The following is a 23490-nucleotide window of genomic DNA, read 5'->3' as shown; positions in this document are numbered from 1 at the left end:
CCCGCCAATCGGGTTGAGAATTCCGGCCTAAGCTGCGGAGACCGCGAGCAAATCCCCGCTGCTGCCATGAGTTTCGGCAGCGCCCCGGACTATTGACCTGCGCAGCCACTCCCCCTACACAGCGCAGGCCGAAAGCATGATCCGGAAACAGCCGGTTTTTCCCCGCGACGCAAATCGCGCGTAGCGGCAAGACATGCTTCTCGAATGTCCGAACACGATGGCGACCTTCGTCGAAGCCATCAGCGGCCATGGGAGCGCGTAGCTCAGCCGGTAGAGCACGTGACTTTTAATCACGGGGTCCTGGGTTCGAGCCCCAGCGCGCTCACCAAATTCCCCTTCTCCGCCAGTGCCTTGTTCGTATCGCCGAAGAAGCACCTGTTTTTCACTGGCGGGTAACTGCCTCGTAGAAGCTTTGGATGGCAGCACAGATCTCTGCGAGGAATCCGGGTCAGCTTCGCAGCTTCGCTGACATTGATGGGCTTCCCCATGGGGTCCTGCTCGTCGACCGGAAGCATGGTGAACGGCGGCATCGAAGCAAGCTCGTGCTTGCTCCACGCCAAACGGGATGAGGCTCTCCCTGCAGCGATAACCTTGCTCACCGAGGAGGCTGATAAGCCACGCTGCAGCAAAGATGCTTTAAACTCTTTCTGCGCCTCGTAGGCGGTAGCCTGGGAGACCGTCTTGTCCCCGAAGTGGTCGATCCAGTAGTTCTTCTGGAATTTGATGTTGTCCTTCGAAACCGCCTTTGAGCCAACCTCGTCCCAGTACTTGATCACCAGAGATTTCATGGTGACCTTGGATATGGTCATTGCCTGGGCGAATGCCGACCTTGCCCTTATCGCGGCACTAACGCGGGTAACGAACGCCAACAATCTCCATCAGATGCAGCGCGCCTACTACCACATGCCCACGCTCGATACTCGCGTGAGATTTATACGAGCGCTTATTCTGGAGTGGAACGCTGGTCCGTTCGACCGGGATGCAATCGATAAATGCATCGAGAAACTTGGCAAACTCGCCAGCGCGCGAAATCATTGGGTTCACGGCGACTGGTGCGAAGACACTGAGGCAAAACTCCCCATCATCTTCAATTTCCGATACGATGATATGGAGAAGCGGCGAAAGCCGGTCCGAGCAACGGACATCACCAATCACGTGAGTGCCGTTCTAATGCGGACGCGCGAGCTGCAAGATCTCGTCAAATTCGACGAGCTGATCGAAATCGCCGGCTAGCTGAAGAACCCCGTCACATCCCTACAGGTCTAGAGACACGCAGATTTTTACCTACCATCCCGTCGCCAACAATCAAGAAGGCGTAAGCCTCACCAAAATTACCCTTGGTACCGATGTGGCTTTTACGCCTGATGGCACCGCAAAGCTGGGGCTATTTGCTTGGATACCGCGCGACAAGTTGAAGCCACCCCAGCCACCCCAGCCGGGGGAATGTCCCATGACAAAAATCAGAAAGCCGAATGCGGCAACTGACCAAGAGGCCGATTATTGGCTAAGGCGTCACGCTTGCTACGAGGTAGGCATGCTTCGACATTCACTCCGGGCTTTGAGTGAAGGCGCGACTTCTAGGTTCGAGGGCAATATGCGCATCGAATGCTTCCATCTTCATGCGCGTAACCTTATCGAATTTTTCAAAAACAAAGACCCTTGTGACATCGACCCACGGCGCTTTACCAAGCCGGGTTATGAGCCAAATGGAAACTTCATCGCCAACGATTTAGAGGCGAGAATGAATCAGCAGATTTCTCATCTGACCGCGAAGAGAACCGACGACCCTACCAAACAACTAGGTCCCAAGGAGCGACAAGAAATAAGTAAGGCGATCGAGGCAGAGATTACGCGCTTCGAGAAAGCTTTAACACCACAGTCAGAGGCACTATGGCGCCTCGGACTTCGGGACATGGGTTTTTAGTTCGTAGGATGGGTCGAGCTCTTGCGAAACCCATCGTTGGTGCGAGCAGCGCCGCTGCGTCTCCTCTACAAAATCATCATCGAGCCGCTGACGGAGGAAGACCGCGGCGGATTTGTTGCGACCGTGCCCGACCTTCCCAGCTGCATGTCTGACGGAGCGACCGAATTCGAGGCGGTGCAAAATGTGCAGGATGGAATAGCCTGTTGGATCGAGGCTGCCGAGGAAGACCATCGTCCTGTCCCCGGGCCTTCGCATCTCTGACCCGCCGCGGCCCGTTAGCAGTGAGCCCTTCGAAACGCATCACCCGTTTCGATCAGCGCCACTGCGATTCACGATCAATTTTCGGAGCAATCCTCAGCGGCCCCTTGTCGCGAAAGAGCCTGCCAATTTCCGATAGACTCCAGTAGTCACCCCGAGATGAACTCCCCGCAGCATGCGCCTAATGTGCCCTCCTTCCTTGGGCATTTTGGCGATGATCTGCGTAGCGAAAGACAGTCCGCCCGTTCTGATCTGTTCCAAGTGCAGACGGCCGATGACGTTCTTGGCGACACTGCCGTCCATCTTCACGCTTCCCGCTGTGCACGCCTACCAGTGTCGTCCCTGCCTGCGGGTGGACACCATCCCGCTCGATTGAGGCCGGGATAGCTGAGCTGGCGCGCTTAACGGCCGCGCCGCCAGCGCCTCCCGTCTGCACCCACGCCAGCTCCCCCGCCCCAAAAACCCGCTGACAACCCGCCCGAAACGTGTAGGATTCGCACCCAAACCGGAGGAGCGGCATGTTTGAAATCAACGGTTTCGACACGGCGGGTATCGTCAGCCTCAAGCGGCCTTCACTCGCCGCCGCCCTCAAGAAGGCCAGGGAGCTGGTCGAGGACGGTTGCTGGGACGTTCAGGTCGTCGATCCCGCCGGCCGGGTCTACACCTCGTTCGAAGAGCAGGCCGCCTGATCCCAAGCGATCTCCTGCCGTTATCCGGCTCGGCCGACATTCGACCAGGCATTGTTGAACCAGCGCTGGGTTGTTTCGCGGCTTAACGGCTTAGCAGTCAGGTTAGGCGCGCACTTCGCAAGGTAGTGGCCGACCCTCACCGGACGCGCCGTGCCATTGCCAGTTCACCGGTTTGAGCGCAGGCTCTCTCCAGGCGCTTCAGACGCCGTACGGGAGAGACCCATGAAGGAACCGGGGCTGGACGGCCGCCATCGCGACAAGGACGGCTCGATCAGCAAGAAGCACGGCAACACGCTGGTCGGCACGTTGCGCAAGATCTACGGAAAGAGTTTTGCGGCGGGGTATCCCGATGCGACGCAGCTCAGCGAAATCCTGACCCAGTTGAACGAGACGTCGCTGAGCCAGCTGCGCCGCGATCACGACACCGGGCATTTGGCGCACAAGATCGATCACGCCCTGAAGTGACGGCGCCGATCCGCCGCGGACGTCGTCCGTAGCCGATCAGCTTGACGTTGGCTTCAGCTCTCAGGCGTCGCGGCCGGCACACTCAGCGGAGCGCCTCCGACCGAGACCGGCCCCACGGGCCCCAGAGGCGCTACAGGCCCTACAGGCCCTACAGGTTTGGGCTCCCGAACCATTCGCTTGCGCATCGCAGCGGACAGTCCGTAGCGCGCATGCGCTTTTCGAATGGAGGATGTGACGTCCGACATCGTCATCGTGCTTTGCAGTGTATCGATCTTCGCCATCAGCATGGACAGCTGCGACGATATCTTCCTCACATCGACCCGTTCGTCCGTGATGCTCTGGCGCAGCGACAGCAGCAGCATTGAATCCTGTTGCAGCATCACCGAGTTCTGATCCGCGGCCTGATTGTTCTGCTGCAGCAACGCGGTGTGTTGCTGCTGGGCCGACTGAATGTCCTTCAGGGCCGCGACGACGGGATCCGGCTTTGGCTCGGACGCTTCGCGGCGCGGGAACAGTTCGGCCAACCGGCTGACGTTCAGCGATGAAAAGTCAGTTGGCGAGGTATAGATGGCCGCCGCGCCGTTGATGGCGAGGGCACATACCGAGAAGGCCAGGATCGATTTGCGGCTGGATCGCTTGACCGGCGCCGGAGCTTCGGGAGTTTCGGATTCATGCGTTGACGCCGCGTCGGCCAAGGCGACAGCGTCGAGCTCTTCGACGAAGCTTGCCGTTTCGAATGTCGTGGTCACGTGCGTGGACCCCAATGAGCGAGCAACAGGCAGCCGCCCTTGGAACGCCCTTACGACGAGTCCTTGTACGCAGCACCCTTACACAACTGCCTAAAATTGTGAGCATTTTGAATTAATTCCACGTTAGCGGCTGGGCCGGCCGACGTGCGCGGCGTCCCCGTTCGAGTACGGGGCCTGGCGAGCATCCTGTTTTGCCCGACGGGGCAAACGCCCCCTTCCCGCCCGATTCAAAAAGCCTTGTGCCAGCGCCACTTAGCTACTGTGCATGGGGTTGTTTTCGCAATTTTGCCTGGCGTCTAGCCTTCGTCCAGCAGCTCGAGCAGCTCCTCCACCCGCTCGAACGGCGCGTCCTGCATCTTGGCGTGATAGACGACGCGATCGCCGTCGCGCTGTAGCGACTTGCCTCGGGACTTCCGCAGGCGTCCGGGCAGGAACGTTGCGGCCGCAGCTTCAGGGCCGACGTCGAGGCGGATGATGCCTCTGCGCTTGCATTCGATCCTGAGCCTTCCTGCAGCAAAGAAGTCGCGCGCGACCTTCGGCAAGGGTCCGAAGCGGCGGGCGGTTTCCTCCTCGAGGTCTTCGAGGTCGTCCTCATCCGTGCAGCGTGCGGCGCGCGCATAGAGCTCGAGCCGCACCGGTTCGGACTGCACATAGGTCTCCGGCAGCATGTCCGCGACCGGCAGGTTCAGGTCCGGAACCCACACCGCCTGCCCTTCGTCGAGCTTCTCCGAGGCCATCTTCAGCAAGTGGCTGTAGAGCACCGGCCCGAACACCTGGACGTGGCCGGATTGCTGCTCCGAAAACAAATCGCCCGCGCCTCTGAGATCGAGGTCGCGCTCGCTGATGGCAAAGCCCGCGCCGGGGCGGCTGAACTCCTCGAGCACGGCCAGCCGCTTCTCGGATTGTCCGGACGCCGTCTCGGTCAGGAGATGGGCGAAGGCGCGGATGCCGCTTCGGCCGACGCGCCCGCGCAGCTGATGCAGCTGGGCGAGGCCGAACTTCTCCGGCCAGCAGACCACGATGGTGTTCGCACGGGGGATGTCGAGGCCGCTCTCGACGATGTTGGTCGCGAGCAGCACGTCGGCCCTGCCCTCGACGAAGCTCATCATGCGGTCGTCGATCTCGTCCGCCGCCAATCTGCCGTGCAGGCAGACGATGCGCAGGTCGGGCGCCACCGCCTGCACCCGCGCCAGCATCGGATCGAGATCCTGGATGCGCGGGCAGATCAGGAAGCTCTGGCCATGGCGCCGCTGCTCGCGCAGCAGCGCCGAGGCGATGGCGGCATCCGACAGCGGCGCGATCCGGGTCGCGACCGGCAGCCGGTGCACCGGCGGCGAGGCGATCACGCTGAGGTCGCGGAAGCCGGCAATGCCCGCGGCAAGCGTGCGCGGGATCGGCGTCGCGCTCATCATCAGCACATGGACGTTCTTGGCGAGGCGGGCGAGCTTGGCCTTCTCCGCCGCGCCAAAGTGCTGCTCCTCGTCGATGATGACGAGGCCGAGATCGCTGAACTTGACGTCCTTGCCGGTGAGCGCCTGGGTGCCGATCACGACCTTAATCCGGCCGCTGCGCAGGCCCTCCCGGGTCTCCCGCAGCTGCGCGCCCGAGGTTGCCCGAGACAGATTGCCGACCTCGATCCCGAACGGCGCAAAGCGCTTCTGGAAGGTTGCGACATGCTGGCGGGCCAGCACCGTCGTCGGCACGGCGATCGCGACCTGCTTGCCTGACAGCACCACGGCCGCCGCCGCCCGCAGCGCCACCTCGGTCTTGCCGAAGCCGACGTCGCCGCAGATCACCCGGTCCATGGGATGACCGGAGGCGAGATCGTCCAGCACGTCGGCGATCGCCTTGGCCTGGTCGGTCGTCGTGAAGTAAGGGAAACGCGCGACGAACTTCTCATAGGCCGATCCCGGCGGGACCAGCTTTTCGCCGCGCCGCCGGCGGCGCTGGCTGATGTGCTTGGCGAGCGCCTTGCCGGCGACCTGGATTTCGCGCTCGGCCGCGGTGCGGCGGGCCCACCATGTGCTGCCGTCCGCCTTGTCGAGTGCCAGCTTGCCGAGCTCGGCCGCGTAGGGCCACATTAGGGCAAGATCGGGCGGCGGCACGAGCACCGCATTGTCGCCGGCGAACTTCAGGCGGATCATCTCGCGCAGCGCGCCACCGCCGGTGTTCACGGTCTGCAGGCCGTCGAGCACGCCGAGGCCGCGCTGCAGATGGATGACCACCGTGCCCTGCTCGGGCACATCGGCATGGTCGAAGGCCGTGCTCCAGGCGCGCGCCATCGGCTGCGGATGATGCGCCCGGCTGCCGAGCACGTCGGAGGCCGTCACGACGACGAGAGGCTTCTTGCCCGGCACGATGAAGCCCGCATCGAGATCGGCCAGCAGGGCCGCCTCGCCGCTCCGTCCGCTCGCCGCCTCCTCCCAATCGTCGCAGCGCGGCGCCTTGAGGCCGCTCATGCGCTCCATCACGCGCAGATCGTCCTCCTGCGCAGCGACGAGGAGAAGGCGAGAACCTGCCCGCCGCGTCTCCTCGACGAACGCACGCAGCGCCTTCCTGGCGGATGTCAGCTTCGAAAACTCCGGGATGGTCTGGAAGGACGCTGCGCGCGGCAGCACCTTCATGCCCCTGGAGAGCTGCTTCCAATCGCGCCGTCCAAGATATTCGCGCTCACGCTCGGCGCGCGGCGCGGCCTCCTCGATGGTATCGAGCCAAACGTCGGCATGCGCGGGAACCCCGGCGTCGGCGATCCATTTGGCACGCCCGCAATAGTCGAAGAGCGTCGCGCGCTTGCCGCGTTTGCCGGCAAGGCCGAGCCGCTCCGACATGGGATCGACGAGAAGCTCCTTGGTCTCGAAAATGATCCTGTGCTCGTTCGGATCGAACGCCACGATGCGCTTGATCGCGCGATCGGAATGCTCGATCCGGAACGGCCCCAGCGCGCCCGCGGGGAATATCTCGAAGGTCTGGCCGTGGAACAGCGCGCCGCCCGGATAATCCGGCTCGTCGTCGAGATCGTATCCGAGGGATTCGAGACGCGTCTCGAGCTCGCGCTCGGAGAAGGTGCCGCCCACCTTCAAGCTCACGCTGAGGCGCGACAGGCTCGCCGGCGGCGGCAGGCGCTCCATCACGGCTTCCGCCGTCGAGACCAGAAACAGCGGCTTCTTGGATTTCGCGAGGCGCCCCAGGACGGAGGCTCTGCGCCCCGCGAGCTCGTGCGAAGGCTCGAGCTGGTCGAACGGCAAGGTGTTCAAGCGCGGAAACACCAGGACTTCGCAGGAGGGGTCGAGGGCGTGAATGACGCTGCCCAGCCGCTCCGCCCTGTTCTCGTTTTCGGCGAGAAAAACGATGCCGCTGCGTCCGGACTGCTTCCATTGGGCAAGCAGATGCAGAGCCAGCACCCCGAGCGGCGACGACGACGAGATCGAGGCGCGCTGCACCGCCTTGCTCGTCCTTGGCGACGTCCTGATTGGCTGCGCCTTGCTTGTCGACGTCCTGTTCGGCAACGTCTTCTTCGGCGACCTCTTGTTCGGCGACTTCTTGGCCACCCGCGCCTTCTTGGTAAGCCTCACTTGAATCCGTTTCTGGTCGTAAACCGTCGTCAACTGAACGCCAGCCGCCTTCGTTTTCGATTCGGCGACTTCGCGCCATGCATATGAGATTTGCCCCGTGAACGCACCCCTGGCGGCAACGTTCGGCACGGCACAACGATCCCCGGCACAAGGGCTGGTCGATCGAGCTCTTGGAACGGAACTAGCGCGGTGCGGGAGCTGCGTCTGTCGATGCGACGCTTGGCGCGATTGTAAACAATCTGCCCCCGGAGAGAAACGAAAAACCCCAGCGCTTGGAGCCACGCTGGGGCGTTTCGAGCAAAATGAACTGGTCAAGCAATGACGTCTTCATAGCAGCGATTTCACCGCGCGCGTGTGAACTGGTTCACACACCTTGCAGCAAAAACAAACGACCTCAGCGCGGGGGCCCTGAGGTCGCCAACCTTTGTGGGGAAGGTTTTCTCGCGGCCCGGGGCTTTAGGGGGGCTTGGGGCTGGGCCGAGAGCGAGGATTCGACGCCTGTCACGCCAAGTCGTTCCAAAGCCGGCGAAAGGCTCTTCGGACCGCCGGCCCGCTCGACCCGGGCAATCGGGCCGGAGCGGGATACCGCGCCGCTGATTTGAGCGCGCCCGCGCGGCGCGCTACCATGCCGCTTTTACGGAGGTTCATTTGAAACAATTCCTTTTCATCGCCGCCATCGCAGTCCTTGCGACGGCACCGGCCCGCTCGCAGGCGCTGGTCGATCCCAACAAAGTCGCTCCCGAATATCGCGAGGCCGCCGAGAAGCGCCGGGCCGAGCAGCTGCGCCAGCGCGAATGCGCGCTGAAGGCGGATCTCGAGAAGGTGCTGCCGAGGGATCGCACCGCCTTTCTCAACCACTGCCTGGAGATGATAGCGGCCAAGCAATAACAGCCGGCGGGCCCGTCGAATCGGATTCTTCCGATGCCGGCTGCGGCCGGCCGACGGCGCTTGGCCGCGCGCGCTCCGCGACATCCAGCCCCGCGGCATTCAAGCTTTCTTCAGACATTTGGGATCAGCTGAATATCCATTTTCAGAAGTCATTGTTGTCCGCGCATGAGTTCGGTCCAGATTCAGTGCACGCGGTGCAAGAACGTGTTTCGCGATCGCGCGGGGCGGTTGCAGGACGGCTATTCCAGGCAATGTCCGAGTTGCGAAGTGGTGCTGTTCTTCGCCGAGGATTCCCAGCATCCCTTCATCAAGCGCGCGATGCGCAATGCACGCAGAGCCCGCAAGGAGATGCGAGAGCTCGAGGCCGCAAAGCTTGCTGCACCGGAACCGAGCGCGACGCAGTCGAGGAGGTTCGCCGGACGGACGCGATCGGCGGGACGCGAGGACTAGCTCACCTCCGCCTCTGTTTCCTCGGAAACAGGCGGTCGCGGATGTAGCGCGAGGTCGCGGTCAGGCGGATGCCGCGCGGCTTCTGCCAGGCGGCGCGGTCGATCTCCTTCTTGTCGCCGATCGCCAGCCTGCCTTTGGCCGTCTTGGCAATGAATATCGCGTCGCTCATCTTGCGGCCGGAGCGCTTGTTCCTGGCTTTCACTTCTTTCCAGAGACTGATCCTGCCGAGCTTCAGCTTGGGAAGCTCCTCCCTGATCTCCCGTCGCAGGCAATCCTTCGCTGACTCGCGCGCACGCTTGCGGCCGCCCGGAAACATCCACAGGCCGTCCGACCGGCGTCGGACCAACAAGACCTTGCCGCGCCTCGCGGCAACCAGCTTGGAAGACTTCGCCATTGCTGCCGTCGTTGAAACAGAATCGTCCCGATCGTAACTTGTCTAGTCGAACAGACAAGTTCGCGGCACGCTTTGATCACAGGCTGCGATGCCTCGGTACCGCGGGCAGATTGCGTCGATGGCGGAAAGATCAGTCCTTGCCCGCCCCTGCCCGGTCCTCGGTCCTGATCCAGGCCATCATCATTTCCCACGCCACCGACAGGATGATCGGTCCGATGAACAGGCCGACGATGCCGTGGGCGAGCGTGCCGCCGATCACGCCGACGAAGATCACGATGGTCGGAGTGGTCAGCCCGCGCCCCATGACGAGCGGCTTCAACATGGTGTCGATGAAACCGACGAGGACGAGAAACACGGTGAGCAGCAGCGCCGTGGTGACGTCCTTGGCGGTCCAGATCCAGATGATGACCGGCAGCAGCACGAGGAACGCGCCGATCTGCACGATCGAGAGCAGCAGCACGATGAAGGCGAGCAGGCCGGCGCTCGGCACGGCGGCGAGCTTGAATCCGATGCCGGCGAGCAGCGCCTGCACGATCGCCACGCCGATCACGCCCTGCGCCACGGCGCGGATGGTCGCGCCCGCGAGCGACAGGAAATGCTCGCTCTGCTCGGGGACGATACGGAACAGGAAGCCGCGTCCGGCCGCGACCAGCCGCGGCCCATGCGGAAACAGGAAGCCGGCCACGAACACCGAGACCAGGAACTGGAGCGTGCCGACGCCGGCATCGCCGGCAAGCGAAAGCAACGGGCCCGCCAGCGGCTGGAGATACGGCGCCACCTCGCGCACCACCGCGCGGACGTTGGTGTAGGCCTGGTCCCAGAGCTCGTAGAGCCAGGGGCCGACGAGCGGCCAAGTCTTGAGCTGCTCGGGCGCGGCCTGAAGCGCCAGGTCGCCGGTGCCAAGCTGATGCGCCAGCTCGCGCACCCCGTCCACCGCGCTGATGCCGAGCCAGGTCGCCGGACCGATGACGATGCCGAGCGTGATCAGCGTCAAGATCAGTGCTGCTGTCCTGGGCCGGCCGCCCAGGGCCTTGGCGACCCAGCTGAAGGCCGGATAGAACGCAACCGCGAGCACCCCGCTCCAGGCCAGGATTGGCACGAACGGGCGGATGATCAGGAAGGTCCAGATGATCAGCAGGGCGAGCAGGCCGAGCCGGATCACGAGCTGGATGACGTCCTCTCCCGTCAGGAGCTGACGGAGACTTTTCACGGGCACAGCTTTCCTTGCGGCATGAACGCAACTTCCGGTGCTTGCGAGGCCCAGCCGTTATTGCCAGCATCGCATCCGGCGTCAAGCCGACGGGAACCGGCCGGGCCCACGATTAGGAACGCATCGGGCCATTCCGCATTCGAAAGACGATGACACGCCCTCCCGGACAGTCCGATGCATGCACGGGCATGCACCGCGGTATCCGCTATTCGCTGAGGCCGAATGCCGCGCCCGGCTATTGGCGCTATGCCTATGCGATCGGCGGCAAGGTCCGCTCCGGGCGGGTGCAAGGAAGGCTGGCGCTGCTCGCGATCAGGCGCGTGCAAATGCGCATCGACCGGGACATGCGAAGCGGCGACTGATCCGGGTGAAGGCCGCGCCGATCCCGCAGGCCCCGCGACTGCGGCTGCATCCGACGTCACGCGGCCTTGGCTAACGCCTATTAACCGGATTTTCCCGCGCCGGTTTACGCCGCTGCAAACGCCCGTGACTACCGTGCCATCGGGGTCACCAAAAGCATTGCGTGCAATGGCCAACAGCATCTGGACGATCGAAGAATTCACCTGTGCGGGTTGCGGCATGAACTACACCGCGACCAGGGAAGAACACAGCGAAGCCCATACCGGCAGTTTCAAGTGCAGCATCTGCAGCGGCGTGGTGCACGCCTGGTCCGGCAAGCATCATTTCTTCGGCTGGCAAGCCGTGAAGACGCGGCCACCCGTGTTCGGGAGGCGCTGGGCTGACGTCGAATGGTAGGCTGTCCGTCGCGCGCGCATCTCGGATTGCCCCGCACGGTCGTCCGAGACGGACCGCAGGATGGGCCCAATTGCACCGGCGCCGTTTGGATTCCGTTCACCGATCGCCGCTAGATCAGAACGGATCCTCGCGCTGAACCCGCAATCATGGCCGACCTCAACGCCGTCCTTACCAGGCTCAATGACCGCCTGCTTCGCCTCGAAGGTGAGCTGTTCGTGCTGCGCTCGCTGGCGCGCGCGACGCTGACGGCGGGCGACGACCATGCGGCGCGCATGCGCAAGCTGGTCGAAGCCGCAAAGATCGCGCTCGACGACGAGGCCAGGCGCCCGCTCGACAAGCCGACACGCAAATATGTCGACGCGGCAACCGCGCTGGTGGAGGAATTGCTGGTCGAGCCGACCCCGGCGCGGCCGCTGTTCACTGTGATCGACGGCGACCGGCGCGATTGAGCGACATGCGCGCCGACCCGGGCGATCAGTAGCGTTGGTACATGCCGGGCGCGCGTGCGCGGTTTGGATAGCACTGTCCCTGCGAATAATTGTAATCGTAGCCATGCGGGCACAGGCCGCCGCGGCTTCCGTAGTATTCGGGGCGCGCGTAAGCGCCGGGCCCATGCGCACGGTTCGGATAGCATTCGCCGGTCGAGTAATTGTAGTCGTAGCCGTGCGGGCATTGTCCGCTGCGACGTCCATAGCCTTGTCCAGGCCCGCCGGTGTAGACGCCCGGCGCATGATAATCGTTGGGGTAGCAGCGGGCGTTCGAGTGGTTGAAATCATAGCCGTCCGGACATTGTCCGCCCGGACCACCCCTGAACTGAACTTGCTCCACCATGGGCTCCGGCGGTGGTGCGGGCACGGTTGCAAACGCAATCAGGCCAGCCAGCGCGAGCTCGATCATGACGTCTCCTCCAAATCACGGGGACCAGCCTAGCAGGATTCGTGTCCCACGAAATGACTTGAGCATTGAGACACGGCCGGCCTGAACCATGCATGAACCGGCCGCCGCACTGCGACGATGCGTCCCCCTACTCTCGCGAGAGCCTGCCTCGCAGGCTGCGCTAGATCTCCGTGGAATTCTCGGACTTGAGCCGGCTGAGGCCTGCCTCGATGATCGCGATCTCCTCGTCGATCTGGCCGATCGGCAGGCTGAAATCGTAGCCGGATTTGCTCTTCAGTTCCACCGCGAGCCGCTGCCTGTGCATCATCAACTCATCGAGGCCGCGCCGGTTCTTCAGCCGGACATAGCTGTCGACGATCTGCTCAATCGCGCGCGGCATGAAATTTTTCCCGACGAAAAGGCCCGCGCGGCGCACCCACGCCGGCGGGACATTTTCGATGTCGCGGTACGCAATACAAATCCGCGACGGATTCGTCGATACGCCGGGCTGATTGAGATCGCGTTACCATTCGATGATTTCACGGTTTGCGGCATGAAAAGGCCGCTGACGATTGCGTCAGCGGCCCAAGCCGGGTTCGAAAACGAATGCGGGTTGAAATGTCGCCAGCCCCGGTGGACGCACCCTTATCAGCCCGCCCAGCTCGGCTCGGTTAAAAACGAAACACAGGAACCGACTTATCGGCCGCTTTCCGCCGACCGGGACCGCGCGGCACCGCTAATCGGTGACGCAGAAGTAAGTGCGCGGCAATCTGCGGTAGGCGCTGTAGCGGTAGTACGGCCGGTACGCGTACCCGCGATAGAGCGCCGGCGGCTCCTCGCCGTAATAGGCGCGATGATAGAAATTGGTCACGGGACCTCTCGCGCAACGATAGCTGTCCCAAGTCGGCCCCACGAATGGCGCGATCCCGGTCTCCGGCGGCACGGCCGGGTACGGCCCGCCTGCATGGGCGGGCATGATTGAGAGCAATGCCGCGAGAAGAAAAAACCAGGCGCTTCGCATGAGCTCGCTCCTAACCCGGTGCTATGCCCGCCATGGAAGCACCGGAACGGCTCGCTGCGCAATCATGGTGTTCGTCGCAGCCCGCGCCCCGGCGCATTGTTGATAACCCCTGCAAACGCTGCGCGGGTGGTGACAGGGCGTCCGGACGTGTTATCGGGGGACGACGCAGTTGCGAGACCGGATCGGAAACCCATGCGCATTACCCTCGTCGGCTCCCGCCATTTCGGCGTGACCACCCTGAACATGCTCCGGGAGCACGGCGTCTCGATCGTTCGGGTCGTGGTGGCCGATGCCGAGGATCGCCTCGCCGCGACCGCCAGTGCGGCCGGCATCGAGGTCGTGGTACAGGCCAATCCGAAGCTGGTGGTCGCCTCCGAGATTGCCCCCGATACCGACCTGATCATCACGGCGCACAGCCACGCTCGAATCGGCAAGGACGCGCTCGCCGCCGCCAAGCTCGGCGGGATCGGCTATCACCCGTCGCTGCTGCCACGGCATCGCGGCAAGGCTGCGGTGGAATGGACCATCAAGGAAGGCGATCCAATCGCCGGCGGCACGATCTACCATCTCGCCGACCGCATGGACGCCGGTGCCATCGCCGCCCAGGATTGGTGCTTCGTCAAGAAGGGCGAGACGGCGCGGGAGCTCTGGGAGCGCGCGCTGGCGCCGCTCGGCCTCAAGCTGCTGGCCGATGTGATCGATTACGCCAAGGTCCACAAGGCGCTGCCCGCCAAGACTCAGGACGAGCAGTTCGCGACCTCCGCGCCAAGCCTTTCGTGAAGCCTTTCGAATCCTGTCCTGAAGCTCTCTGTCCGACGTTTACCCTTAACGTGAAGCCGCGTTGATTCTGCTTGGAAAATCGAACCCAGAAACGCAAATAAACCATTGTTTCCGTAGGAACAATTTTCGATTTGGCATTGCAACAAATTTCCGTCACATTTGGTCCAGATAAGCGGCAGCATATCAGACACATTGAAGGACGGAATTTATGCGTTTTGCTCGCATTGCGGTGTTCTGTGCCGCTTCAGTTTTCACCGGCTCCCTCGCCGCTTCCGCCTTTGCCCAGACCCCCTATGACGGCAATTGGCAGGTCACGATCGTGACCAAGAGCGGCTCCTGCGAGCCGACTGCGAGCTCCATGCTGACGGTTGCGGACGGCAGGATCACTGCCCCCGGCGCTAACGTTTCCGGCACCATCGGCAGTGGGGGACTTGTGAAGGTTTCGATCAATGGTGCATATGCTAACGGTCAACTCAGCGGCAACGCCGGATCGGGGAAGTGGAATGGAGCATCTGCAGGCATACCGTGCAGCGGGCGATGGGAAGCGTCGCGCCAATAAACCAATCGAGGCTCACGGCCGGAACCGGCGGCTGCTGATGGCGGCCGCCGTTTTGTTTGCGGCGGGAATTGTCACCTCCGAAAGCAAGGCCCAGTCCGGCCCGTTCGCCCCGATGGCAGGCAGCTGGAGCGGCGCCGGCACCGTGACCTTGGACGACGGTTCGACCGAACGAATCCGCTGCCGGGCCAAATACGCCCCGATCGGTCCGACCATGGAGATGTCGCTGACCTGCGCCAGCGACGCTTACAAGTTCAACCTCGCAGCCAGCGTCAAGGCTGAAGGCAGCGCCATCACCGGCAGCTGGTCCGAGGCCAGCCGCAATATCTCCGGCTCGCTCCAGGGCCGCGGCGGCGGCGGGAACTTCGAGGTGGTCGCCTCGGCCGCCGGCTTCAATGCCAATATCGGGCTGAAGACGAGCGGCAACAGGCAGACCGTCACCATGCGCGCAGACAGCCAGTTCCGCGGCGCCAATATCTCGCTGTCGAAATAGCACGGCAGTTGATCTGACAATCGATCCGGCCCCTGCGCCGGATCGATTTTTTTATGCGTCCGGCACGAACGCCGTGACCTCGATCTCGACCTTGGCCCGCTCGTCCACGAGACCGCCGATATAGAGCAGCGTCGACGGCGGGAAATTGCGCCCGAGCGTTTCCTTCCAGGCAGCGCCAATGCCGGCACCGGCTGCTTCATATTCGCTGCGGCTGGTCAGGTACCAGGTCAGGCGGACGATGTGCTCGGGTCCTGCGCCGGCCTCACCCAGAAGCTTGATGATCCGCCTCAGCGAACCTTCGACCTGCGCCGCCATGTCGGGCGCATAATTGCCGGTGTCGTCGCCGCCGGTCTGGCCCGCCAGGACCACCCAGCGACCCGGCCCCTCGACCACGACGCCATGGGAAAAGCCACGCGGTTTCTTCCATTCGGCCGGCTGCAAGATGCGCATGAGCGAAGCTCTCCCGATTTTGTCGTTGTTCGATGATGCCTAGCACGACCTCCTGCATCGCTGCATCTGCAGATTTGGACGTTGCAAACGGCAGCGATGTCGCCGATACCGGCCGTCCTTTCACATTCCATTCTCCTGCAATCAGCGCGATGAGCACGACACCGTCCAAAACGATGGCTGCACTGTGGATGGCCGGCTGGCTGTCGCTGATGCTGGTCATGGCGGTTGCCGGGCGCGAGACCACGCGCGAGCTGAACGTCTTCCAGATCATGGAAGTGCGCTCGGTGATCGGGTTCACGCTCCTCCTCCCGATCATCTACCGCGCCGGTGGCTTCAAGGCGGTCGCGACCAAACGCCTGCCGCAGCACCTCGCGCGCAATGGGGTCCACTACTTTGCCCAGCTCGGCTGGTTCTACGCACTGACGCTGATCGGAATCGGACAGGTCGTCGCGATTGAATTCACCATGCCGATCTGGACCGCAGTGCTGGCCGCGACGTTCCTGTCTGAACGCATGACGCTCTGGAAGATCGCCGCCGTCGCGCTCGGCATCGTCGGCGTCGTCATGATCGTTCGGCCCGCCACCAGCGAGATCAATCCGGGTCAATTGATCGCGCTCGGGGCTGCGATCGGCTTCAGCATTTCCATGATCTTGGCGAAGTCGCTGACCCGGACCGAAACCGCATTGTCGATCCTGTTCTGGATGATCGTGGTGCAGGCCGTCGTGGGCTTGCTGCCGACGCTTGCCGTGTGGATCTGGCCGTCGCCTCGTTTGTGGGGTTGGTTGTTCGTCATTGGAGTCTGCGGCACTTTCTCGCACTATTGCCTCGCCAGTGCGCTCCGGTACGCGGATGCGACGATCGTGGTTCCCATGGACTTCCTGCGGGTTCCACTGACTGCGACGGCCGGCTGGCTGCTCTATTCGGAGCGGCTCGACGGCTGGACCGTGCTCGGCGCCGCGTTGATCCTGTGCGGCAACCTCCTGAATTTGAAGCCGGTGCCGGCGGTTTCCACCCGCGCGCAGTGAACCTCGCGCCGCCTCGTGCGACAAAATCAAGTGGCCATGTGATTTGGATCACGTTGGAGCGGCGCTCCACCGTGCACATTCGGCCACACAGCAGCGGGTTGAACAGAACGTCCCTGCCCTTTGGGTGGCGCGAGGTCGGGCACTTCGTGTAGGTTCGTTGCCAATTCGTTGCTGCCTGCAATTCGATTCTGGGGATTTCAGAATGCGCTATCTCACCCTCCTCGCTTCGCTGATGTGCATGGCGTTGTCGGTCAGTGCCGCGAAGGCTGACCGCCGCGTTGCCTTCGTCGTCGGCAACGGCTCCTACAAGAACGTCGCGCAATTGCCGAACCCGCCGATCGACGCCAAGGCGATGGCATCGACGCTGCGCAATGTCGGCTTCGAGGTGATCGAAGGCTCCAATCTCAGCCGCGACCAGATGACGGAAAAGCTGCTCGATTTCGGACGCAAGGCGCAGGGCTCCGACATCGCGCTGTTCTATTATGCCGGCCACGGCATCGCCGTGAGCGGCACGAATTACCTGCTGCCCGTCGACGCCGACATCAAGTCGGAGATGGACGTCAAGCTGGGCGCTGCCATCAACATCGACCTGACGCTCGAGCAGACCATGGGCGATGCCAAGGTCAAGCTCGTCTTCCTCGACGCCTGCCGCGACAATCCGTTCGCCGCCAAGATCAAGTCGAACTCCGCGACCCGCAGCGTCAACGTGCAGAGCGGTCTCGCCGAGATGAAATCCGGTGAAGGCACCCTGATCGCATTCGCCACCGGCCCGGGGCAGACCGCGCTCGACGGTCAGGAGGGCAACAACAGCCCGTTCACCCGTGCGCTGATCGACAACATCACCAAGCCCGGGGTCGAGATCCAGCAGGCGATGACGTCGGTGCGCGCCCAGGTCAATGAAGAGACCCGCAAGGGTCAGCTGCCCTGGGGCCACACCAACCTGACCGGCTCGGTCTATCTCAACCAGGCCCCGACCACGCAGGTCGCCAATGCGGCCCCGACCGCTTCCGGCATGGTGCCGGCTGCGGCTGGCGGCTCGGACGGCGTCGAGCTCGAATATTGGCGCTCGGTGAAGGAGTCCAACAAACCTGAGGAGCTCAACGCCTACCTCTCCGCCTATCCGAACGGTCAGTTCAAGGCGCTGGCGCTGGCACGCCTCGCCGCCATCAAGAGCGGCCCCTCGACCGCGACGCGCACGCTCAACGCCGGCGTCGATCCCGCAACCTTCACCGATGAGGCCACGCAGGTCACGGAGGATCAGGCCGGCCTCGACAAGAACAAGCGCCGCGACGTGCAGCGTCGACTGACGGCGCTCGGCTTCGACACCAAGCCGACCGGCGTGTTTGATGACGAGACGCGATCCGTGCTCAAGCGCTGGCAGACGGCGCGCGGCTATCCCGCATCGGGCTACCTCAACAAGCTCCAGCACAAGGCCCTGCTCTCGGAGATCGTGGCTGCCCCGGCGACCGCGAGCGACACCAGCCAGAAGCCCGCCCGGCGCGCCGCCAGTGCCCCGGCCCAGAGCAGCGCGCCGGCACCGGCGCCCCATCGCAGCAATCCCGGCGATGCCGCCGGAGCGGCCTTCGTCGGCGGCGTCGTCGGCGGCATGATGGGCGGCATGTTCCGCCGCTGAGGCGAGATGCCGATCTAAGAACCACAGAAGCCCGGCTCGCGCCGGGCTTTTTTCGTTGACCGTTCTCGCAGGCGAGAGCTGTCGCTACTTCCCCGCGGCCTTTCGCAGCGCCTCGTTGATGCGGTCCTGCCAGCCGGGGCCGCCTTCCTGGAAGAACTCCAGCACGTCCTGGTCGATGCGCAGCGTGACCTGCTCCTTGATGCCGGGAGCGACGTTCTGCTTGGGCGGCGCCGCGGCGACCTTGGCCGTCACCTTCTTGAACGCTGCCTCAGCTTCAGTCCTGGCATCGCCGAGCGTGCGCGGCCGCCGCGGTGGTTGGTCCGCCATGTCCTAGATCCCCTCAAACAAGGCTGTCGAAAGATACCGCTCGGAGAAGGACGGCACGATCGCCAGGATGGTCTTGCCGGCGGCTTCCGGCCGCTTGCCAATCTCAAGCGCGGCCGCAATCGCAGCTCCAGAGGAGATGCCGCCCGGAATGCCTTCATGCCGCGCCAGCGCGCGGGCGGTCTCGATCGCCGTCGTCGAGTTGATCTTCACGATCTCGTCGATCACCGCGCGGTCGAGGATGTCAGGGACGAACCCGGCGCCGATGCCCTGGATCTTGTGCGGCGTATGCTGCCCCCCTGACAGCACCGGGCTCTCCTCCGGCTCGACCGCGACGACGCGAAGTGAGGCCTTGCGCGGTTTGAGCACCTGGCCGACGCCGGTGATCGTGCCGCCGGTACCGACACCGGCGACGAAGAAGTCGATATCGCCGGCGGTGTCGTTCCAGATCTCCTCCGCGGTGGTGCGGCGGTGCACCTCGGGATTGGCGAGGTTCTTGAACTGCTGCGGCATCACCGAGTTCGGCGTCGTCTTCAACAGCTCCTCGGCGGCGGCGATCGCGCCCTTCATGCCTTGCGCGGCCGGCGTCAACACCAGTTCGGCCCCGAGAAAGGCCAGCATCTTGCGCCGCTCGATCGACATCGATTCCGGCATCACCAGCTTGAGGCGGTAGCCGCGCGACGCCGCCACGAAGGCCAGCGCAATGCCGGTATTGCCGGAAGTCGGCTCGATCAGCACGGTGTCGGGCTTGACGATGCCGGCCTTCTCCATCGCGATGATCATGGCCGCGCCGATGCGGTCCTTCACGCTTGCGGCCGGATTGAAATATTCAAGTTTTGCCAAAATCGTCGCATTCACGCCGTGCATTCCGGGCAGCCGACGCAAGCGCACGATCGGCGTGTTGCCGAAGGCCTCGACGATCGAGTCATAGATCCGGCCACGGCCGGGTTGGTGCGCTGCACCCGTGTTGGACGATGCGTCCATGATGAACTCCTATGGCGACGATTTGCAGTTCTATCGCGCTCTTGCGCAGTTACAGACAGCTTGCGGCGACGCGCAAGCGGCAATGCGGCACATGTTAAATACGCTGCATCGCAAAATCGCGTGAGCTGCAAACATCAGAAAACCAACGCATTTGTGTTGCGACCTCGTCAACAGCTTCTGCTTATGTTAGACTTATGTCTCAAAGCAGGGAGGTCACCACGATGTCAGCAGTTGCTGAAGTGTTGTCGACCGTCGCGCCGAACCGCGATCCGCGTTGCAGCGAGTTGCCCACCTGTCCCGTCTGCGCCGATTCCATGGTCGCCGCCGAAGCATCCGCCTACGTCTCGGACCAAATGATCAGCTATCTCTGGACCTGCGATAATTGCGGCTATGGCTTCGTCACCAAGCATGCCGTCAAGACCCGGTTCGTGTGCAATTAGCGTCATTACCTGAGCATGATCTCGTCGGAAAACCGCTTCACACTTTTCCGGATCATGCTTTGCTCTAGCGCGGGGCGATGTCGCCCTTCGCCCAGTCCTCGCGCGTACGCTGATAGAACTCCTCGAATTTTCCCTGTGCGATCGCGTCCCTGATGCCCAGCATCAGGAACTGGTAGTAAGCGATATTGATTTCGGACAACAGCATCGCCCCGAGCGTCTCGCCCGCCTTGACGAGATGGTGCAGATAGGCGCGCGCGCAGTTGCGCGCCGACGGCCATGAGCTCTCCTCATCCAGCGGGCGCGGATCGTCGGCGTGGCGCGCGTTGCGGAGGTTCACCTGACCGAAGCGGGTGAAGGCGACGCCGTGCCGGCCATTGCGCGTCGGCATCACGCAATCGAACATGTCGATGCCGCGCTTCACGGCTTCGAGGATGTCGTCGGGCGTGCCGACGCCCATCAGATAGCGCGGGCGCTCTTTCGGCAGCACCGGCGCGGTCTCGTCGATCATCGCCAGCATCACCGCCTGCGGCTCGCCGACGGCAAGGCCGCCGATCGCATAGCCATGGAAGCCGATTGCGACCAGGCCTTGCGCACTCACGTGCCGCAGTTGCGGCACGTCGCCGCCCTGCACGATGCCGAACAGCATGTAGCCGTCGGGAGCGTTCTCGAAGGCGCGCTTCGAGCGCTCGGCCCAGCGCAGCGACAATTGCATGGCGCGCTCGATGTCGGCGTGCTCGGCCGGCAGCCGCACGCACTCGTCCATCTGCATGGCGATGTCCGAGCCGAGCAGGCGCTGCACCTCGATCGAGCGCTCCGGCGACAGCTCGACCTTGGCACCGTCGATATGCGAGCGGAAGGTGACGGCGTGCTCGCTGATCTTGCGCAGGTCCGCCAGCGACATCACCTGGAAGCCGCCGGAATCCGTCAGCATCGGCCCGTTCCAGCCGGTGAACCGCTGCAAGCCGCCGAGTGCCGCGATCCGCTCGGCGCTCGGACGCAGCATCAAATGATAGGTGTTGCCGAGCACAATGTCGGCGCCGGCATCGCGTACCTCGCGCCAGTGCATGCCCTTCATGGCACCCGCGGTACCGACCGGCATGAAGGCCGGCGTCCGCACCACGCCGTGCGGCGTGGTCAGGCGTCCGGTGCGCGCGGCGCCATCGGTGGCGAGCAACTCAAAGTGATTGGGGAGGTCATTGTCGGGATTCATGGCCGTGCTTATTGCGTGTCGGAGGAAGCCGATCAACCCGCATAGACCTGCGCAGCGGCCAGTCGGTGCCTCAGACTGGGACACAATCGCCGCGAATATTCACCCCGCCAGTCTTGTTAAACAAAACGATACCGTGTAGTTTTACTACGGGGCTGGACGAGATGCTGCGGCGAAATGCGCCGGCGGCGTCAAATGTGTGATCGCCAGCCGCCGACAATGCCCCTTCCTTCGTGTTCGACTGATGTCCCCGGCCGTTCCCGTGACCGGATCAGGCAGGCAGGCCGCAGCCTGATCGGAGTCCTGGTCCTGACGTGCGGCCTGGCGCTCGCCGCCTGCACCTCCCTGCCCCGCACGCCCTATACGGCTGCAGAAGCCAGCACCTCGCGCGTGCTCGATATCGACGGCCTCAGGCGCTACGCCGACGACCCCGTCACGAAATTCAGCTTCGAGAAAGACACCAGCTACGCGACGAAGTCCTATCTGGCGCTGTCCGGCGGCGGCGCCGATGGCGCCTACGGCGTCGGCGTGCTCAACGGCTGGACCGCGGCGAGAACCCGCCCCACTTTCTCCGTCGTCTCGGGCGTGAGCACCGGCGGCCTGATCGCGCCGTTCGCGTTTCTGGGTTCGCAATACGACGACACGCTGAAAGAGGTCTACACCACCGGCATCGCGGAAAGCCTGCTCAGCGATCCCAGCATCATGCGCGTGCTGTTCGGATCCGGCCTGTTCGGCAACACGCGGCTGCGCGAGCTCGTGGCGCGCTATGTCGGGCCGGAGATCGTGGCGCAAGTCGCGCGCGAAAACGCCAAGGGCCGGAAGCTGTTGGTGGTGACGACCGATCTCGACACCCAGCGCACCGCGATCTGGGACATGGGCAAGATCGCCGCGGTCGGCACGCCCGAAGCGGTCAAGCTGTTTCGCGACGTGATGGCGGCCTCCGCCAGCATTCCCCTGGTGTTTCCGCCCATCATGATCGACGCCGAGGGCCAGGGCCGCAAGTTTCAGGAGATGCACGTCGACGGTGGCGTGACCGCGCCGGTGCTGACGCTGCCGGAAGCCCTGCTATTCCAGGGCAACCGACTGCCGGGCAGCGCGAGGATGGACATCTACATCCTCGTCAACAAGAAGATCGAACGCAATTTCGAGCTCGTCTCCAACGGCACCATCGATGTCGCCTCGCGCAGCCTGTCGGCGATCACCCAGTCACAGACGCGCTCGATCATCTTCTCGACTTATGATTTCGCCAAGCGCAACCGTCTCGGCTTTCATCTCTCCTACATCGCGCGCGACTATCCGCCGCCGCCGTCGCAAGGCTTCGACACCGCCTATATGCGGGCGCTCTATCAATACGGATATGACAAGGCCGCCTCGGGTCAGGCCTGGAGCTCGACGGTGCCGTGAGACGGAACGCAGCCCCGCCGAAACCGTTGACGATATGGCCAATTCGGCCAGATTCGCGATGACGCATCGACTCCTGCACGATATAGAGCGAATGACGACTGTCAGAAACGCGCAGGAATCATTGGGCATGGGATTGACTGCGACCAGGACGAGAGCGGCTGCGCCGCGGCGCGAGGTGCCGAAGTCGCGCGGCGGCCGGCCGACGAAGACCGCCGCGATCGAGCGCGACCAGCGGCTGATCGAGGTCGCCACCCGTCTGTTCCTGGATCGCGGCTTCGACGCAACCTCGCTCGATGCGGTCGCGGAAGCGGCCCGGGTGAGCAAGCCCACCGTCTATTCCCGCTACGGCGACAAGCGCGGCCTGTTCGCCGCCGTGCTGAGGCGCGAGATCGCGCGCTGGCTCGCGCCGTTGTCGGCAGCCGCCGAGACGCAGCTCTCCAGCGCCTCGGACATCCCGGTCGAGCAACGGCTGATCGAGATCGGACGCGAGATGCTGACGTTCACCTGCGGTCCGGACGCCGTCGCCTTCAGCCGCATGATGACGTCGCAGGCGATCAATTTCCCTGATGTCGCCAAGCTCGGCAAGGAGGAAGGCTGGCTCAAGGCGGTCGCCACCACCGCGCGCTTCTTCGACAATCTGGTGGCGCAAGGCGCGCTCGATGTCGAGGATACCACCATTGCGGCCGAGGTATTCCTCGATGTGGTCGTCGGTCACACCCACCGCTTGGCGACCTTCGGAACGGCCCTCGAGATGAAGGCCGCCGAGAAGCGGATGCGCGTCGCGATCAAGCTGTTCCTGGCCGGCGCGCTCGGACCTGCGGACCGCGTCCAGACCACCAAAGCCGCGCCACGCCGCCGCCCCTCACGCTGACATTTCCGTGAACGCACGATCTATCCCCATGGGGATACGGGAGGAGCCGTTGACCCAAATAAAACGATACG

General features: G+C 63.6%; 31 protein-coding genes, 1 tRNA gene and 1 pseudogene. 22 read left to right on the top strand and 11 right to left on the bottom strand.

Translation table 11 applies throughout. From position 1 onward, the window contains the following. The first annotated feature begins 252 nt into the window (after window positions 1-252). The 7 genes and pseudogenes from XH83_RS16950 (at window position 253) to XH83_RS16925 (ending at window position 3336) form a co-directional block, all read left to right on the top strand. Window positions 253-328, top strand: a tRNA-Lys gene (locus XH83_RS16950). 395 nt (window positions 329-723) lie between these two features. Continuing rightward, window positions 724-1233, top strand: a complete 510-nt coding sequence (locus XH83_RS16945; RefSeq protein ID WP_210347004.1) for a hypothetical protein — start codon at window positions 724-726, stop codon at window positions 1231-1233. Window positions 1234-1450: 217 nt separating this feature from the next. After that, window positions 1451-1924, top strand: coding sequence for a hypothetical protein (locus tag XH83_RS16940; RefSeq protein WP_194408052.1), 474 nt, complete (start codon window positions 1451-1453; stop codon window positions 1922-1924). 39 nt (window positions 1925-1963) lie between these two features. Continuing rightward, window positions 1964-2185, top strand: a complete 222-nt coding sequence (locus XH83_RS16935; protein WP_371746361.1) for a type II toxin-antitoxin system HicB family antitoxin — start codon at window positions 1964-1966, stop codon at window positions 2183-2185. A 515-nt stretch (window positions 2186-2700) separates the two neighbouring features. Continuing rightward, entirely contained in the window at window positions 2701-2871 is a 171-nt protein-coding gene (locus XH83_RS16930) for a hypothetical protein (protein WP_194408051.1), read from the top strand. A gap of 122 nt (window positions 2872-2993) precedes the next feature. Beyond that, window positions 2994-3047: pseudogene (locus XH83_RS40375) on the top strand (hypothetical protein); the annotation flags it as partial. A 46-nt stretch (window positions 3048-3093) separates the two neighbouring features. Continuing rightward, on the top strand, window positions 3094-3336 hold the full coding sequence (locus XH83_RS16925) for a hypothetical protein (RefSeq protein ID WP_194408050.1): 243 nt from the start codon (window positions 3094-3096) through the stop codon (window positions 3334-3336). A 53-nt stretch (window positions 3337-3389) separates the two neighbouring features. On the opposite strand, the gene XH83_RS16920 is transcribed toward XH83_RS16925, so the two are convergent. Both XH83_RS16920 and XH83_RS16915 read right to left on the bottom strand, forming a co-directional pair. Then, entirely contained in the window at window positions 3390-4085 is a 696-nt protein-coding gene (locus XH83_RS16920) for a hypothetical protein (RefSeq protein ID WP_194408049.1), read from the bottom strand. A 296-nt stretch (window positions 4086-4381) separates the two neighbouring features. Continuing rightward, complete coding sequence (locus XH83_RS16915; protein ID WP_194408292.1) at window positions 4382-7486, bottom strand: DEAD/DEAH box helicase; 3105 nt, start codon at window positions 7484-7486, stop codon at window positions 4382-4384. On the opposite strand from XH83_RS16915, the gene XH83_RS16910 reads away from it, so the two are divergent. The 3 genes from XH83_RS16910 to XH83_RS16900 all read left to right on the top strand — a co-directional run bounded on the left by XH83_RS16910 (window position 7383) and on the right by XH83_RS16900 (window position 8995). After that, window positions 7383-7661: a hypothetical protein gene (locus tag XH83_RS16910; protein ID WP_194408518.1), complete on the top strand. Its 279-nt coding sequence runs from the start codon at window positions 7383-7385 to the stop codon at window positions 7659-7661. The genes XH83_RS16915 and XH83_RS16910 overlap by 104 nt on opposite strands. Window positions 7662-8305: 644 nt before the next feature. Next, entirely contained in the window at window positions 8306-8545 is a 240-nt protein-coding gene (locus tag XH83_RS16905) for a hypothetical protein (RefSeq protein ID WP_194408048.1), read from the top strand. Between the two features lie 204 nt (window positions 8546-8749). Beyond that, window positions 8750-8995 carry a hypothetical protein gene (locus XH83_RS16900; RefSeq protein WP_371746352.1) on the top strand — a complete coding sequence of 82 codons (246 nt, stop codon included), beginning with the start codon at window positions 8750-8752 and terminating at the stop codon, window positions 8993-8995. Between the two features lies 1 nt (window position 8996). On the opposite strand, the gene XH83_RS16895 is transcribed toward XH83_RS16900, so the two are convergent. Continuing rightward, window positions 8997-9389 (bottom strand): NUDIX hydrolase, encoded by a 393-nt coding sequence (locus XH83_RS16895; protein WP_194408046.1) that lies wholly within the window; start codon window positions 9387-9389, stop codon window positions 8997-8999. Window positions 9390-9519: 130 nt separating this feature from the next. Further along, on the bottom strand, window positions 9520-10605 hold the full coding sequence (locus XH83_RS16890; protein WP_194408045.1) for an AI-2E family transporter: 1086 nt from the start codon (window positions 10603-10605) through the stop codon (window positions 9520-9522). 182 nt (window positions 10606-10787) lie between these two features. On the opposite strand from XH83_RS16890, the gene XH83_RS16885 reads away from it, so the two are divergent. The 3 genes from XH83_RS16885 (at window position 10788) to XH83_RS16875 (ending at window position 11804) form a co-directional block, all read left to right on the top strand. After that, a complete protein-coding gene (locus XH83_RS16885; protein WP_194408044.1) occupies window positions 10788-10961 on the top strand; it encodes a hypothetical protein in 174 nt (57 codons plus the stop codon). A 166-nt stretch (window positions 10962-11127) separates the two neighbouring features. Then, complete coding sequence (locus tag XH83_RS16880) at window positions 11128-11355, top strand: hypothetical protein (RefSeq protein WP_028144530.1); 228 nt, start codon at window positions 11128-11130, stop codon at window positions 11353-11355. 146 nt (window positions 11356-11501) lie between these two features. After that, window positions 11502-11804 (top strand): hypothetical protein, encoded by a 303-nt coding sequence (locus XH83_RS16875; protein ID WP_194408043.1) that lies wholly within the window; start codon window positions 11502-11504, stop codon window positions 11802-11804. A gap of 25 nt (window positions 11805-11829) precedes the next feature. On the opposite strand, the gene XH83_RS16870 is transcribed toward XH83_RS16875, so the two are convergent. From XH83_RS16870 to XH83_RS40210, 3 genes are all read right to left on the bottom strand, one after another. Continuing rightward, on the bottom strand, window positions 11830-12252 hold the full coding sequence (locus XH83_RS16870; protein WP_194408042.1) for a hypothetical protein: 423 nt from the start codon (window positions 12250-12252) through the stop codon (window positions 11830-11832). Window positions 12253-12412: 160 nt separating this feature from the next. Continuing rightward, a complete protein-coding gene (locus XH83_RS16865; protein ID WP_194408041.1) occupies window positions 12413-12631 on the bottom strand; it encodes a hypothetical protein in 219 nt (72 codons plus the stop codon). A 336-nt stretch (window positions 12632-12967) separates the two neighbouring features. Further along, window positions 12968-13102 carry a hypothetical protein gene (locus tag XH83_RS40210; RefSeq protein WP_256438965.1) on the bottom strand — a complete coding sequence of 45 codons (135 nt, stop codon included), beginning with the start codon at window positions 13100-13102 and terminating at the stop codon, window positions 12968-12970. A 342-nt stretch (window positions 13103-13444) separates the two neighbouring features. Here XH83_RS40210 and XH83_RS16855 point away from each other — a divergent pair, with 342 nt between their 5' ends. The 3 genes from XH83_RS16855 (at window position 13445) to XH83_RS16845 (ending at window position 15081) form a co-directional block, all read left to right on the top strand. Further along, entirely contained in the window at window positions 13445-14032 is a 588-nt protein-coding gene (locus tag XH83_RS16855; RefSeq protein WP_194408039.1) for a formyltransferase family protein, read from the top strand. A 208-nt stretch (window positions 14033-14240) separates the two neighbouring features. Further along, window positions 14241-14591: a hypothetical protein gene (locus XH83_RS16850; RefSeq protein WP_194408038.1), complete on the top strand. Its 351-nt coding sequence runs from the start codon at window positions 14241-14243 to the stop codon at window positions 14589-14591. Then, on the top strand, window positions 14536-15081 hold the full coding sequence (locus XH83_RS16845; protein ID WP_194408037.1) for a hypothetical protein: 546 nt from the start codon (window positions 14536-14538) through the stop codon (window positions 15079-15081). The genes XH83_RS16850 and XH83_RS16845 overlap by 56 nt, the downstream gene beginning before the upstream one ends. 51 nt (window positions 15082-15132) lie before the next feature. Here the strand turns inward: XH83_RS16845 and XH83_RS16840 are convergent, their stop codons facing one another. After that, the gene (locus XH83_RS16840) at window positions 15133-15531 is read right to left on the bottom strand and encodes a RidA family protein (RefSeq protein WP_194408036.1); all 399 of its coding nucleotides are present in this window, start codon (window positions 15529-15531) and stop codon (window positions 15133-15135) included. A 149-nt stretch (window positions 15532-15680) separates the two neighbouring features. Between XH83_RS16840 and XH83_RS16835 the strand changes: the two genes are divergently transcribed. Next, window positions 15681-16556, top strand: coding sequence for a DMT family transporter (locus XH83_RS16835; protein WP_194408035.1), 876 nt, complete (start codon window positions 15681-15683; stop codon window positions 16554-16556). 202 nt (window positions 16557-16758) lie between these two features. After that, complete coding sequence (locus tag XH83_RS16830; RefSeq protein ID WP_194408034.1) at window positions 16759-18189, top strand: caspase family protein; 1431 nt, start codon at window positions 16759-16761, stop codon at window positions 18187-18189. Between the two features lie 84 nt (window positions 18190-18273). Here the strand turns inward: XH83_RS16830 and XH83_RS16825 are convergent, their stop codons facing one another. Further along, window positions 18274-18516, bottom strand: coding sequence for a BrnA antitoxin family protein (locus XH83_RS16825; RefSeq protein ID WP_100174824.1), 243 nt, complete (start codon window positions 18514-18516; stop codon window positions 18274-18276). 3 nt (window positions 18517-18519) lie between these two features. Continuing rightward, complete coding sequence (gene cysK / locus XH83_RS16820; protein WP_194408033.1) at window positions 18520-19497, bottom strand: cysteine synthase A; 978 nt, start codon at window positions 19495-19497, stop codon at window positions 18520-18522. Between cysK and XH83_RS40205 the strand changes: the two genes are divergently transcribed. Further along, window positions 19496-19621: a hypothetical protein gene (locus tag XH83_RS40205; RefSeq protein ID WP_256438964.1), complete on the top strand. Its 126-nt coding sequence runs from the start codon at window positions 19496-19498 to the stop codon at window positions 19619-19621. The two genes, cysK and XH83_RS40205, sit on opposite strands and share 2 nt — an antisense overlap. Window positions 19622-19718: 97 nt before the next feature. Continuing rightward, a complete protein-coding gene (locus XH83_RS16815) occupies window positions 19719-19937 on the top strand; it encodes a hypothetical protein (protein WP_194408032.1) in 219 nt (72 codons plus the stop codon). 64 nt (window positions 19938-20001) lie between these two features. Here XH83_RS16815 and tgt read toward each other — a convergent pair whose 3' ends face one another. Next, window positions 20002-21147, bottom strand: a complete 1146-nt coding sequence (gene tgt, locus XH83_RS16810) for a tRNA guanosine(34) transglycosylase Tgt (RefSeq protein ID WP_194408031.1) — start codon at window positions 21145-21147, stop codon at window positions 20002-20004. Between the two features lie 192 nt (window positions 21148-21339). Between tgt and XH83_RS16805 the strand changes: the two genes are divergently transcribed. Then, complete coding sequence (locus XH83_RS16805; RefSeq protein WP_194408030.1) at window positions 21340-22548, top strand: patatin-like phospholipase family protein; 1209 nt, start codon at window positions 21340-21342, stop codon at window positions 22546-22548. Window positions 22549-22675: 127 nt separating this feature from the next. Further along, window positions 22676-23419, top strand: a complete 744-nt coding sequence (locus XH83_RS16800; RefSeq protein ID WP_194408291.1) for a TetR/AcrR family transcriptional regulator — start codon at window positions 22676-22678, stop codon at window positions 23417-23419. Window positions 23420-23490: the final 71 nt, after the last annotated feature.

It is taken from the genome of Bradyrhizobium sp. CCBAU 53351 (assembly GCF_015291745.1).
GTDB lineage: Bacteria > Pseudomonadota > Alphaproteobacteria > Rhizobiales > Xanthobacteraceae > Bradyrhizobium.
This window is presented reverse-complemented; position numbering and strand designations above follow the sequence as displayed.